The sequence below is a fragment of the Phreatobacter sp. GW821-FHT04C01 genome (genome assembly GCF_059420385.1).
This window is the reverse complement of record NZ_JBWKTP010000005.1, coordinates 526,990-539,428: the sequence shown is the minus strand read 5'-3', so window position 1 is coordinate 539,428 and position 12,439 is coordinate 526,990. Positions and strand designations below refer to the sequence as shown.

The window sequence follows — 12,439 nt, the reverse complement described above, 5'->3', positions numbered from 1 at the left end:
GGAATGTGAGCGGTGTGCGCGGGCCGTTCCTGCCGGGCTCCGGGCCGTTGTCGCTCGCGCCGAGAGCGCCCCAGGTCATCACTGTTCGAAGGAGTATTCTGTCGCATTGACGGCATCGTTTTGAATGCGACGATCAAGACATGAATCGAGCAGGCAGAGACGGTCCGTTCAGCGACCGATAGCGGAAAGCGCAGGGTGCACCTGATGCAGGCGACGAGGGCAGATGTCGGGATGCCGCGATACCTGGCGCGGTACTGGGGCAAGGCCCGCCCGCTTGAAGGGGCGTTTCCGTGGCATCCCCTGGCCTATCACAGCCTCGACGTCGCGGCGGCCATGGGCGCCTTGCTCGAGCTGCGTCCACATTGGCTCGCGGCGATCGCGGGCGCATCGGATTTGTCTGTTGCGGAGACGCGCCGCCGGCTAATCCTCGCCGCCGCCCTGCACGATCTCGGCAAGTTCGCCGAGAATTTTCAGCAGAAGGCGCCGGCCCTGCACCAGGAGCTGATGCCCGGCGCCTTCGCCGCCGATGACCGGCGGGGGCACGGCGAGATGGGAGCGGTGCTCTGGTATGAACTGAACGACCGGCGCTTCAGCGCGCTGCGGCGCTGGATGGCGGCAGCCTTCGCCCATCATGGCGCCCCGGTCGCGCAGTCGACGGGGGCGCGCAACGCCATGTCGAACGACGCACAGGCTGATGCCCAAGCTTTCATCGACGCCGTGGTGACACTGATCGGCGCGCCCGATGCGCAGCGTGTCGGCAATCATGCCGAGACCTGGCGCGTCGCCGGCCTGATGATCCTGGCCGACTGGATCGGCTCGAACCAGCAGTGGTTCGCCTTTGAGCCGCCGGTCCATGAGCTCGAAGCCTATTGGGCTCTCGCCCGACAGCGCGCCGAGGTGGCGGTGACGCAAGCGCGCCTCGAGGAAGCGGCGAGTGCGACACACGTCGATCTCAAGACGCTGCTGGGCACGGATGCCGTCGCCTCGCCCCTGCAGGCCTGGGCCGAGCGGCAAAGGCCGGGTAGCGGGCCGCGGCTATACCTCATCGAAGATCTGACCGGCTCCGGCAAGACCGAGGCGGCGCTCATCCTGGCCCATCGGCTGATGCAGGCGACCGCGGCCGAAGGCCTGTATTGGGCCTTGCCCAGCATGGCGACGGCCAATGGCCTTCACGCCCGGCTGGAGCGCATCTATCGCAAGCTTTTCGCGACCGACGGCATCGTGCCGTCGCTGGTCCTGGCCCATAGCGCCCGCGATTTGAACGACGGCTTCCAGGCTTCCATCGGGCGCGACCAGATCCGGTCCTATGGCGGCGAGGGGGCCGAGGCGATCAGCGGCGAGGCGGCCTGCGCGGCCTTCGTCGCCGACGACCGCCGCAAGACCTTTCTGGCCCAGATCGGCATCGGCACGCTCGACCAGGCGCTTCTCGCGATTCTGCCGAGCCGCCACCAATCGCTCCGGCTGGCCGCCCTGTCGCGGCGGGTCCTGGTCGTCGACGAGGCCCATAGCTACGATCCCTATATGGCGGCCGGCTTGGAACAGCTGCTCAGGTTCCACCATGCGCTGGGCGGCTCGGCCATCGTCCTGTCGGCAACCTTGACGCTGGCGCAGCGTCAGAGGCTTGCGGCGATCTATGCCGGCTCGCCTGCGATCGCGGCGCGCAGCCTGGCCTTTCCGCTGGTCACCGAGGTCGGCGCGGCCGGCCTCGCCGAGACGCCGCTCGCGGCCGCCCGCGGCACGCGCCGCGACTTGCCCATGCGCCGCTTCGACCGGCCGGGTGAGGTCATGGCCGCATTGGTCGAGGCGGCGCGTGGCGGCGCCTGCTGTGCCTATGTCAGGAACACCGTGAAGGATGCGGTGGCGGCCTTCGATCATTTGAGGGCAATTGCCGGCGAGGATGTGACGGTGGATCTGTTCCACGGGCGTTTCGCCCTTGGCGACCGAATGGAGCGGGAAGGCGAGGCGCTGGCCCGTTTCGGCCGCGACGGTAGTCCGCGGGCCAGGCGCGGGCGGATCCTGGTGGCGACCCAGGTCGTCGAGCAGAGCCTTGATCTCGATTTCGACTATCTGGCAACCGATCTCTGCCCGATCGACCTGATGATCCAGCGGGCGGGCCGGCTGCAGCGCCATGGTCATCGACCCTGGCGCCCGCCGCCGGAGCTCTGGGTCGTCGGGCCCGAGGCGACCGAGAATGCCGGACCGGACTGGTATGCGGGCCCGTTTCCCCACGCATGCTTCGTCTATCCCGATGCCGGCCAGCTCTGGCGCACCATGCGTGTCTTGGCCGACAAGGGGGGCCTGCCGCTGGCGAGCGGTTCGCCGCGCGACCTGATCGAATCCGTCTTTGGCGCCGAAGCGGTCGCCTATCCACCTGGTCTCGACGACAGCGCGTTGCGCGCCGAGGCCAAGCGTCAGGCGGAGCGGGCCATCGGCAATCTCAATGTCCTGAAAGTTGATCGCTTCCATCGCGAGGCCGGCGCGTGGGACAGCGACGACAAGACGCCGACGCGTCTCGGCGAGGATACCCGCACGTTGCGTCTCGCCCGCTGGGCCGATGGCAGCTTGCGGCCCTGGAGCGAAGCCGAGACGGAGATGCGATCCTGGCGCTTGTCGGAGATTGCCGTGCGGGCGAACCGAGTTGCCGAAACGGAAGCGCCGGATCTGGCCGCCGCCGCGATCACTGCGGCGCAGCAGAGCTGGGCAGGCCGTTTCGATCCACCGCCCATTCTGGCTTTGACGCCTGGGGCTTCACCCGGGACCTGGGACGGCGCCTGGACCGATGCGCGGGGGCGGCGACAAGCCGTGCGTTATTCCCGCGCCACCGGTCTTGAGACCGTCGGATAGCGGCTGACCTTGCGCATGTGGGACTAATCGCGCGCCGCGATCCATCGGATAGAACAAGCCGGCTCACCCTCGCGCATTTGGCTGATGGGCGCTCGGCAGTTGTCGCGCGACAGGGCCCGCGCGGGCTCCCTGGGATCTCCGCGAAAATTCGGTAGCTTTTTCGAGGTTGCAAATCATGCAATGAATCAAACGCTTATCGGGATGAGTGTGCCCCGCCTGCGCGGGGATGAACCGGACGCATGCGGGCCGTGCTGGTCGGTCTGCGCGTGTGCCCCGCCTGCGCGGGGATGAACCGGGCTGCATCACGTAATATGTCGTCCTGGCCATGTGTGCCCCGCCTGCGCGGGGATGAACCGGAGCTACTGACCGCCCCGCCGCCGGCGCTGCGGTGTGCCCCGCCTGCGCGGGGATGAACCGCCGCCGGGCTCGACCAACGAGATCGATCTCGAGTGTGCCCCGCCTGCGCGGGGATGAACCGTTGCAGGGCGAGCGCATCCTTGGCGTCGATGCGTGTGCCCCGCCTGCGCGGGGATGAACCGGGCACGGCAGACGGCATTCAGACTCTGATTACGTGTGCCCCGCCTGCGCGGGGATGAACCGGAAAAATTGTCGGCGACCTGGCGACCGCGACCGTGTGCCCCGCCTGCGCGGGGATGAACCGCGCGGTTGCAGCCAAGCCTGTCCCGAGCTGTGGTGTGCCCCGCCTGCGCGGGGATGAACCGCCCTCCTCGAGCTGAAGCGTCGTGTGGAAATGGTGTGCCCCGCCTGCGCGGGGATGAACCGGATCATTGTCTCGCTGCATTGCAGCGAGCGAGGTGTGCCCCGCCTGCGCGGGGATGAACCGTTCATCACGCTCAACCACCCCCGTGGCCGCGCGTGTGCCCCGCCTGCGCGGGGATGAACCGACGACGTTCAACCCGATGGTCTTGGTGCTCACGTGTGCCCCGCCTGCGCGGGGATGAACCGGTGACACCGTCGTAGGGACTGGGCGGCGCCATGTGTGCCCCGCCTGCGCGGGGATGAACCGGCCTCTTTGGTCTCGGGCTGAACACGAATTCCGTGTGCCCCGCCTGCGCGGGGATGAACCGATCCTGGAGAATGCGTCAACGGCGCGCGCCGAGTGTGCCCCGCCTGCGCGGGGATGAACCGGCAGGCAAAGAGATCGCCGGCGCCGTGATCGCGTGTGCCCCGCCTGCGCGGGGATGAACCGCAGCCAACGTCGTCCTGTCTCTCGACCGATCGGTGTGCCCCGCCTGCGCGGGGATGAACCGGCCACCGACGTCAATGACGGCGTCATTACGCGGTGTGCCCCGCCTGCGCGGGGATGAACCGCTTTCTCGCAACTCATTGGTTTTGCTGATGAAGTGTGCCCCGCCTGCGCGGGGATGAACCGATCAAATTCCAGACGACGCAATGGGTCTGGTCGTGTGCCCCGCCTGCGCGGGGATGAACCGCAATTGGCCGTCTATAGTGCGGCAACGACGGCCGTGTGCCCCGCCTGCGCGGGGATGAACCGCCAGCCAGTCGAGCGATGCGAAGCGTTATCGTGTGTGCCCCGCCTGCGCGGGGATGAACCGCATCTGACCGTCGTCATCGAGGATGATGGCACGTGTGCCCCGCCTGCGCGGGGATGAACCGAGCGCCAGCCGGAGCCTCACATTCAGCTTGCCGTGTGCCCCGCCTGCGCGGGGATGAACCGACGCCAGGATCGAAAACTTGTCTGATGCCGTAGTGTGCCCCGCCTGCGCGGGGATGAACCGCCCTCACCGCCGCCCGCCGAGCCGGGGTCGAGGTGTGCCCCGCCTGCGCGGGGATAGACCGATCTTGAAATTCGCGTCGAGCACCGGGGAGCCGTGTGCCCCGTCCGCGCGGGACGAGCCATTAGATGCAAATCTCAAGGCTGAAGCCTTGTGTGTAGTCAAATTTGACTAAGGCGTCCCAATGGACATCGCGACGCGCCCGATTTCTTGGATCAAGGCCGCGCGCAAAGCATTCGATGCCTTTCCGGGGATCGTGCAAACAGATGCGCTCCGAGCACTCACCATCGCAGCCGATGAAACGAAAGCGGATGCTGCCAAACCGCTCCATGGACTTGGGGCTGATGTATTCGAGGCCGCACTGAAGCATCGAGGTGACGCACGGCGCGTCGTCTATGCGGTGCAGATCGGCGAGGACATCTGGGTCGTCCATGCCTTTCAGAAGAAGTCCAAGAGCGGTATCGAAACGCCGAGGCAGGACATCGATCTGTTGCGCGCGAGCCCCTGAAGAGGCTGAAAGAGGTGCTGTCATGACGGACGATTTCGAATTGGTGCGTGGTAGCGGCAACGTTTCCCGTGACCTCGGTCATCCCAATGCCGATGCCGAGCAGTTGAAGTCCCTGTTGGCTGCGAAGATCATCGGTGTTCTCGATACGCGCGCACTCACTGTCCGGCGCGCAGAGGAGATGACCGCTATCGCCGCCGCTGACTTCTCTCGCATTCGCCAGGCGAAGCTTGATCGCTTCACCATCGATCGCTTGATGACGATCCCGAACCGCTTCGACCAGAGAGTAGAAGTCTCCGTCAGCGTGCATCCACGGATCGACGCGCACGCGGACGATGCGGCATGAGCGGAGAGGGGGGCCACGCAGGTCGCATCATCATCTATGCCTTGGTCGACGACGAAAACACTTTGCGCAAGGCAGGCGCGCGCAATGACCCCTATGCCGTCTTCGCGCGTCGGCTCGACGAGGGTGATCCGCCGAACGATTGGAATGATCTTCTGGCGACCGCCACGGAAGTGGCGTGCCGTTAGGCCGAGCAACTGGCCGTGTCGGGGAATGTTGCTCGGAGAGCTCGAAGTTATTTGGGGACGCTATTTGCAGGTTGCGGGCTTGGAGGTAGGACCTCGGGTGCGATTTGCTTCCTAATAATTGATAAATAATATTGTTTCTCCTGAAGGTTGATTCCGATTGATTGAGAGTTCCGTGCCAATTCAGGGACGATAAAATCCAGAATTTTGAACCTTGAGGTTAACCCAGGAGGGAGTTGAGGGTGCTTGACGCGAGCCACGGCCTTTGTCTACCGTAGCGTCATATTACGTAGCAGTGAGTGGGCTCGTTCCATAAGAACAATCATTGGATGTAGCTGTGAGCTCGCCATGCCACTCAATTTGATCGTAGATGCTTGGCTCGAAGTCAGGCGCGCGTCCGGCCTGCGTGCCGTCGTCGCGCCCTGCGTCGTCACTGACGGTTTCGACGACGACCCGATCGTCGCCCTCGACTTCCCCCGGGCCGACTGGAACGCTGCGCTGACGGAATGGCTCATCGGCCTCACCTGGCTCGCCATGGCGCCGCGAGACGAGATCGAGTGGGCCGACCACTTTCGCGCTCCGCCGTCGCCCGACAGCCTGCGGGCGGCTTTCGCACTCTTCGTCCCGGCTTTCGATTTCGATGGTGACGGTCCGCGCGCCTTCCAGGATTTCGATTCACTGGAAGCGGCGGAGATGAAGCCGCTGAGCGGCCTGTTGATCGATGCGCCCGGCGAGAACACGCTGAAGAACAATGCCGATCTCTTCGTCAAACGCGGCGGGGCAAGCGGCCTGAGCCTGCCTTATGCGGCGGCGGCGCTGATCACCTTGCAGACCTATGCGCCATCGGGCGGCGCCGGCCACCGTACTTCGTTGCGTGGCGGTGGCCCGCTGACGACCTTGCTGGCCCTGGTTCGCAAGCGCCTCGCGGTCGCGACCCTGTGGGATCGGATCTGGGCCAACGTGCCAGACGCCGATCCGGATGCGGGCACCGCGGATCCCGGGCGGATCTTCCCGTGGCTCCGCCCGACCATGACTTCGGCCAAGGGCGAGATCGTCGCGCCCGAGGGGCGTCACCCGGCGCTAGCCTTCTTCGCCTGCCCACGACGCATCCGGCTGGATTTCGCCCAGGACATGACCTGCGCCCTGAGCGGTAGCGAGGGCCGCGGCGCGGTCGGCTACCGCACGCTCAATTACGGCGCCAACTATCTTTCCTGGCAACACTCCCTGTCGCCCTATCGGAACGACAAGAAGGCTGGAAAGCTGCCGCTGCATCCCCATGCCGGGCCGTCGGACTATGGCGACTGGATCGCCTGGTGGGGCTTGAAGGGCGAGGAGGACCAACCGGCGGAACCGCTGCGCCTTTGGCGCGATCGGCGCCTGGAGGTGGACGATCTGCTGGCCGCCGGTGGCGAAGGCATCGAGGCTTTCGGTTTCGACATGGACAATATGAAGGCCCGGCAATGGCTGGAGGCCCGTTTTCCCTGGGTGAAGGTGCATGACGAAGCGCATGGCGACCTGCGCCAGGCCCTGAGCGAAACCATCGCGGGGGCAGACGCCGCCGCCCGGACACTGCGCTACGCCGTCAAGATCGCGCTCTACGGCCAGGCCAGGGACGGTTCCTATCGGCTGCCCGAGACTTTGCCTTTGGATGCTCTGCCGGAACCCGCCGAACGGTTCTGGCGCGAGACCGAAGCCGATTTCAGAGACCTGCTGGGAAGGCTCACGCTGCATTTCGAGCACGGCGCTGCTCCCACCATCGATCTGAAGCAGAATTGGCGCGGTACCTTGCGTCATCGCGCCTTGTCCATCTTCGACGACACGGTCGATCTCAACGGAATGACCGATGCCAATCCGCGCCGCCTGTTGTCGGCGCGCCAGCTACTCGTCTTTGCTTTTTCGGACCATGCCAAGGCCGAGGTTCGCCGCGCGCTCAATTTGAGCCCCGCGCCGAAGGCCACGAAAGCCAAGGAGCCGGCTTGATGCGCGACGATCGCCGCCAATTCATCGAGACGGTCTTCCGGGACTGGTGGGAAGACCTGACCGACAGCAAGAATGACGCCCGCGGGGCGGATCGGGCAGCCCTTGCCCGTCTGCGCCGGCTCGACATGGCGGATTTTGGCCAGGGACTTGAACCGAACGTGCCCTTGGCGCTCGGCGAGAATGGCTTTCGCAAGCTCTATCGGCGCATCCGGGCCATCACAGATCTGCCGGACGACTGCGAGGCGGATCTCGTCACCGCCGCAGTGACGCTCGCCCGCATCAGGCAGGATGCCGCCAAGCGCAAGACGGCCGCCATGCTCGGGGGGCCTGATGAGGATGCGCGCAAGATGAAGGAAGTGCGTTTCCTGCGGCTGATGCGGGTTTCGACCTCCGGCGATCTGTTCAGTGAGGCGCGCCGGCTTTCGGCTCTGCTCGACCGGCAGGCGCCGGTCGGCGAACTCGGCGCCTCGCTGCTGCTTTGGCGGCATGTGCCGCGCGTGCGCCGCGACTGGGCGCGCGCCTATTACGGGCTTGACACCGAGGGCCTGGAACCGACCGAAACCGATATCGCCAAGCCGGAGCCTGCCTCTCCATGACCCGCTTCCTGCAACTGCACCTGCTCACGCCCTATGCCGCCGCCAATCTCAACCGCGACGATACCGGCCGGCCGAAGACGCTCAATTTCGGCGGCGCCGAACGCCTCAGGATTTCCTCGCAGAGCCTCAAGCGTGCCTTCCGCACCTCGGATGTATTCATCGAGGGCTTGCCGGGCGCACTCGGCAAGCGCTCGCAGCATTTCGCCCGCGAACTGGTCACGGCGCTCGTCGCGCGTGGTTTGAGCGAGGAAGACGCCAAGGCCCGCGCCGAGGCGGTGATCGAACATGACAGCCTGGGCAAGGTGAAGAAGGGGCAGGCGACGACCGAACAGCTCGTTCATCTCGGCCCGGACGAACTGGCGACCATCGCCGGCCTTGCCGACCGGTTGGCCGCCTCGGCCGAGCTCGACAAGAAAGAGGTGCTGGTGCTGAAGGACAAGCCGCGCGCCGCCGACATCGCCATGTTCGGCCGGATGCTGGCCGACAATTCCGGCTTCAATGTCGAGGCCGCCGTCCAGGTGGCCCATGCCTTCACCACCCACCGCGCCACTGTCGAGGACGACTATTACACCGCCGTCGACGACATCAAGAATGCTGATGACGAGGCCGATCGCGGCGCCGGTTTCATCGGCGTGCAGGAATTCGGTGCTGGGCTCTTTTATCTCTATATCTGCCTCAATGCCGATCTGCTGGTCGACAATCTCTCGGGCGACAAGGCGCTCGCCGCCGATGCGGTGGAGGCTTTGATCCGCGCGGCCGCGACCGTCAGCCCCAGCGGCAAGCAGAACGCTTTCGCCAGCCGGGCCAAGGCCCGCTACGCGCTGCTCGAAACCGGCAAGGAGACGCCGCGCAGCCTCGCCTCGGCCTTCCAGCATCCGGTTGGGGCGGGCTCCGGCGAGAACGATCATTTCGAGGCCTCGTACAAGCGCCTGACCGATCTGCGGAATGGCTTTGCCTCGGCCTATGATGAAGTTCTGCAAGTGACTGACATGAAGGTGGCGGCGGATGGCCACGGCAGCCTGGCCGACCTGGTCGCCGCTGGCCGCGCGGCTGTCGGGGCCTGAGGCCATGAGCGAGCGCGACTTCCTGGTCTTTCGCCTGGCGGGGCCGATGGCCGCCTTCGGCGACATCGCCGTGGGCGAGCGGCGCGGCATCTGGGACGCTCCGTCGAAATCCGCGATCCTCGGTCTTGTGGCGGGTGCGCTCGGCCTCATGCGCGACGAGACCGCGGCGCATCTCACGCTGGAAATCGGCCTCGGTTTCGCCGTGCGTGTCGACGTGCCCGGCAGGCCGTTGCGCGACTATCATACGGCGCAGGCGCCCAGGGCGCGCCGCAACGGCCAATGGCGCACCCGCCAGGAGGAGCTCGAAGACAAGGACGAACTCAACACCGTTCTGTCTGAGCGCATTTATCGCCTGGAGGCCGCCGCCACCGTCGCGCTCTGGCGCAAGGGCGATGCGGTCGCTTCGCTGGACGTGCTGGCGAGGGCGCTGAAACAGCCGTGCTTCATCCCCTATATCGGTCGCAAGGCCTGTCCCTTGGGCCGGCCGCCGCGGCCCTATGTCGTCAATGTCGGTGGCTTGCAGGCCGCCTTCGCGGCCTATGATGGGTTGGAGGCGGATGTTGACGCCAAGCTCCGCTTCCCGTGGTTCGTGACGCGCCGCGTCGAGCGCCAGCGCACCATCTGGTTCGAATGGGATGCCGGGCTTGCCGATGAGGAGCGACAGGCCAAAGCCGGTGGCGCCATCCGCCAGCGGCGCGACGCCGTGCGTGACCGCGGCCTCTGGCAGTTTTCCGATCGCCGCGAAGGCAGCCTGATCTTCGCCGCGCCGCAAACCGGGGAGGCCGCGGCATGAGCTTCCTGACCCTCGCCGAATTGCGCCGGGATACGCCGCAGGCGCGGGCCTATGCCCGCCTGCTGCTGGACAGCAGCGTGGAGGACAGCGCCCACCGGCTGGTCTGGCTGCTGTTCGGCGACAACCCCGATGCCGAACGCGACTTCCTGTTCCGCGAGGCCGAGCCGGGGCGTTTCCTGGTCGTCTCGCAACGCCAGCCGGCGGGCGAGGAAGCCATCTGGAGCCTGAAGAGCCGCCCCTATCAGCCGGCTCCGGTGAAGGGGCGGCGTTACGGCTTTTCGCTGCGGGCCAATCCGACCGTCAGCCTGTCCCAGCCGGGGCGGGCGCGCAGCCTGGTGCGCGACGTGCTGCTGCATGCCAAGAAACAGGTCGGGCGACCGCTGACGCCGGAGGAGCGGGAGGCCGCAGCACTTGCTTGGCTGACCGCGCGCGGCGAGCGCATGGGCGTCACCTTCGACCCGGAGCTTTGCCAAGCGAAGCGCTATGATCTGCTTAAGGTTTCCCGCAAGAAGGAGAAGGACAAGGCGAAGGGTTCGGCGCATCCGGCCGAGTTCACCGTGGTCGATTTCGAGGGCGTGCTGACCGTCGAGGATTCCGCCGCTCTGGAGACGACCCTGCGCGCCGGCATCGGCAAGGGCCGCGCCTATGGGCTCGGGCTCATGCTGCTCAGGCCGCTCGGCGACTGACGCATCATGGCCGAGCCGGTATTCGTGCCCTTGCGCCCGATCCCGCTGAAGGACCGCTCGGCCATTGTCTTTCTGGAATATGGCCAGCTCGACGTGCTCGACAGTGCCTTCGTCCTGGTCGACCAGACCGGGGTGCGGGTGCAGATCCCGGTCGGCGGCCTCGCCTGCCTGATGCTGGAGCCGGGCACCCGTGTCTCCCATGCCGCCGTCGTACTCTGTGCCCAGGTCGGCTGCCTGCTGGTCTGGGTCGGCGAGGGTGGCGTGCGGCTCTATGCGGCCGGCCAGCCGGGCGGCGCCCGGGCCGAACGCCTGCTGTTCCAGGCGCGCAACGCCCTCGACGAAGCGGCGCGGCTGAACGTGGTGCGCGAGATGTACCGCCGCCGCTTCGACGAGGAGCCGCCGGCGCGGCGTTCGGTCGACCAGTTGCGCGGCATGGAGGGCGTGCGGGTCCGGGAGATCTATCGCTTGCTGGCCCAGCGCCACGACGTCGACTGGAAGGCCCGGCGCTATGATCAGGGCGACTGGGACAAGGCCGATATTCCCAATCGCTGCCTGTCCTCGGCCACCGCCTGCCTCTATGGCCTGTGCGAAGCGGCGATCCTCGCCTCCGGTTATGCCCCGGCGATCGGCTTCCTGCATCGCGGCAAGCCGCAGAGCTTCGTCTACGACATCGCCGACCTCTACAAATTTGAAATCGTGGTTCCCGCCGCCTTCGCCACCGCGGCCAAGATCGCCAAGGGCAAGGGCGGCGAGGGCTCGCCGGAACGCCAGGTGCGCATCGCCTGCCGCGACTTGTTCCGCAAGTCTGGCCTGCTCGAACGCGTCATTCCCGACATCGACGCCATCCTGCGCGCCGGCGGCCTTGCGCCACCCGACGAGGCCGAAGACGCGCCCGAGGCCGCCGATCCCGCGATCCCGCGCAAGGAGGCGGCCGGCGATGATGGTCATCGTGGTTGAGAACGCGCCGCCACGCCTGCGTGGCCGGCTGTCGCTCTGGCTCGCCGAAGTGCGCGCCGGTGTCTATGTCGGGGTCTATTCCCAGCGGACGCGTGAGCGCATTTGGAAGGAAGTCGGCCAGATGATCGGCGAGGGCAACGCCGTCATCGCCTGGAGTGCTGCGACCGATTCAGGCTTTGCCTTCGAGACCGTTGGCGAGAACCGTCGCGAGGCGATCGACTTCGATGGTCTTACTTTGGTGCGCTTCAAGCCGCCGAAAGGCCCGGGCGTGCCGATCGCCTGAGATGACGCCGCTGCGGCCGGGATTGGGCCCGTGGCGTCAGATGCGAAGCGGAGCGTCAGCGTACTGCAAAAACCGGTAGCTTTTTCGACATTGCAAATCGTGCAATGAATCAAATGCTTATTCGGATGAGTGTGCCCCGCCTGCGCGGGGATGAACCGAGCTGCAGCGCTTCGCCGAAATCGCCGAGAAGGTGTGCCCCGCCTGCGCGGGGATGAACCGCCAGCGCCGAGATGCGCGTCATGCCGACATCGTGTGCCCCGCCTGCGCGGGGATGAACCGCCTGGCGGATCTCGCCGCGCTCTCCGTGAGCTGTGTGCCCCGCCTGCGCGGGGATGAACCGCAGTCGCCGGCGACGCGCGTCACCTTCGCCGCGTGTGCCCCGCCTGCGCGGGGATGAACCGCATGGTGATGAAGTCTGGGCCGCCTGGGGTCCGTGTGCCCCGCCT

The 12,439-nt window shown here is 66.5% G+C and carries 11 protein-coding genes and 2 CRISPR repeat arrays; all 11 genes read left to right on the top strand.

Annotated elements, in window-relative coordinates; all coding sequences use genetic code 11:
- The first annotated feature begins 231 nt into the window (after nt 1–231).
- The 11 genes from cas3 to cas2e all read left to right on the top strand — a co-directional run bounded on the left by cas3 (nt 232) and on the right by cas2e (nt 11,993).
- Nucleotides 232–2,844: a CRISPR-associated helicase Cas3' gene (cas3, locus tag AC07WJ_RS21880; protein ID WP_494936757.1), complete on the top strand. Its 2,613-nt coding sequence runs from the start codon at nt 232–234 to the stop codon at nt 2,842–2,844.
- 205 nt (nt 2,845–3,049) lie between these two features.
- A CRISPR array of direct repeats spans nt 3,050–4,665; the repeat unit is 29 nt; unit sequence GTGTGCCCCGCCTGCGCGGGGATGAACCG.
- A gap of 120 nt (nt 4,666–4,785) precedes the next feature.
- On the top strand, nt 4,786–5,109 hold the full coding sequence (locus AC07WJ_RS21875) for a type II toxin-antitoxin system RelE/ParE family toxin (protein WP_494936756.1): 324 nt from the start codon (nt 4,786–4,788) through the stop codon (nt 5,107–5,109).
- Nucleotides 5,110–5,131: 22 nt separating this feature from the next.
- Nucleotides 5,132–5,452 carry a helix-turn-helix domain-containing protein gene (locus AC07WJ_RS21870; RefSeq protein WP_494936755.1) on the top strand — a complete coding sequence of 107 codons (321 nt, stop codon included), beginning with the start codon at nt 5,132–5,134 and terminating at the stop codon, nt 5,450–5,452.
- The gene (locus AC07WJ_RS21865) at nt 5,449–5,637 is read left to right on the top strand and encodes a type II toxin-antitoxin system YhaV family toxin (protein ID WP_494936754.1); all 189 of its coding nucleotides are present in this window, start codon (nt 5,449–5,451) and stop codon (nt 5,635–5,637) included. Before AC07WJ_RS21870 ends, AC07WJ_RS21865 begins: the two co-directional genes overlap by 4 nt.
- 243 nt (nt 5,638–5,880) lie before the next feature.
- Nucleotides 5,881–7,614, top strand: a complete 1,734-nt coding sequence (gene casA / locus AC07WJ_RS21860; protein WP_494936753.1) for a type I-E CRISPR-associated protein Cse1/CasA — start codon at nt 5,881–5,883, stop codon at nt 7,612–7,614.
- Nucleotides 7,614–8,210: a type I-E CRISPR-associated protein Cse2/CasB gene (gene casB / locus AC07WJ_RS21855; protein ID WP_494936752.1), complete on the top strand. Its 597-nt coding sequence runs from the start codon at nt 7,614–7,616 to the stop codon at nt 8,208–8,210. Before casA ends, casB begins: the two co-directional genes overlap by 1 nt.
- The gene (cas7e, locus tag AC07WJ_RS21850) at nt 8,207–9,274 is read left to right on the top strand and encodes a type I-E CRISPR-associated protein Cas7/Cse4/CasC (RefSeq protein ID WP_494936751.1); all 1,068 of its coding nucleotides are present in this window, start codon (nt 8,207–8,209) and stop codon (nt 9,272–9,274) included. The genes casB and cas7e overlap by 4 nt, the downstream gene beginning before the upstream one ends.
- Entirely contained in the window at nt 9,216–10,067 is an 852-nt protein-coding gene (gene cas5e, locus AC07WJ_RS21845; protein ID WP_494936750.1) for a type I-E CRISPR-associated protein Cas5/CasD, read from the top strand. Before cas7e ends, cas5e begins: the two co-directional genes overlap by 59 nt.
- Nucleotides 10,064–10,753, top strand: coding sequence for a type I-E CRISPR-associated protein Cas6/Cse3/CasE (gene cas6e / locus AC07WJ_RS21840; RefSeq protein ID WP_494936749.1), 690 nt, complete (start codon nt 10,064–10,066; stop codon nt 10,751–10,753). The genes cas5e and cas6e overlap by 4 nt, the downstream gene beginning before the upstream one ends.
- 6 nt (nt 10,754–10,759) lie before the next feature.
- Nucleotides 10,760–11,710: a type I-E CRISPR-associated endonuclease Cas1e gene (gene cas1e / locus AC07WJ_RS21835; RefSeq protein ID WP_494936748.1), complete on the top strand. Its 951-nt coding sequence runs from the start codon at nt 10,760–10,762 to the stop codon at nt 11,708–11,710.
- Nucleotides 11,691–11,993 carry a type I-E CRISPR-associated endoribonuclease Cas2e gene (gene cas2e, locus AC07WJ_RS21830; RefSeq protein WP_494936747.1) on the top strand — a complete coding sequence of 101 codons (303 nt, stop codon included), beginning with the start codon at nt 11,691–11,693 and terminating at the stop codon, nt 11,991–11,993. Before cas1e ends, cas2e begins: the two co-directional genes overlap by 20 nt.
- A 129-nt stretch (nt 11,994–12,122) precedes the next feature.
- Nucleotides 12,123–12,394: a CRISPR direct-repeat array (repeat unit 29 nt; unit sequence GTGTGCCCCGCCTGCGCGGGGATGAACCG).
- Nucleotides 12,395–12,439 lie beyond the last annotated feature (45 nt).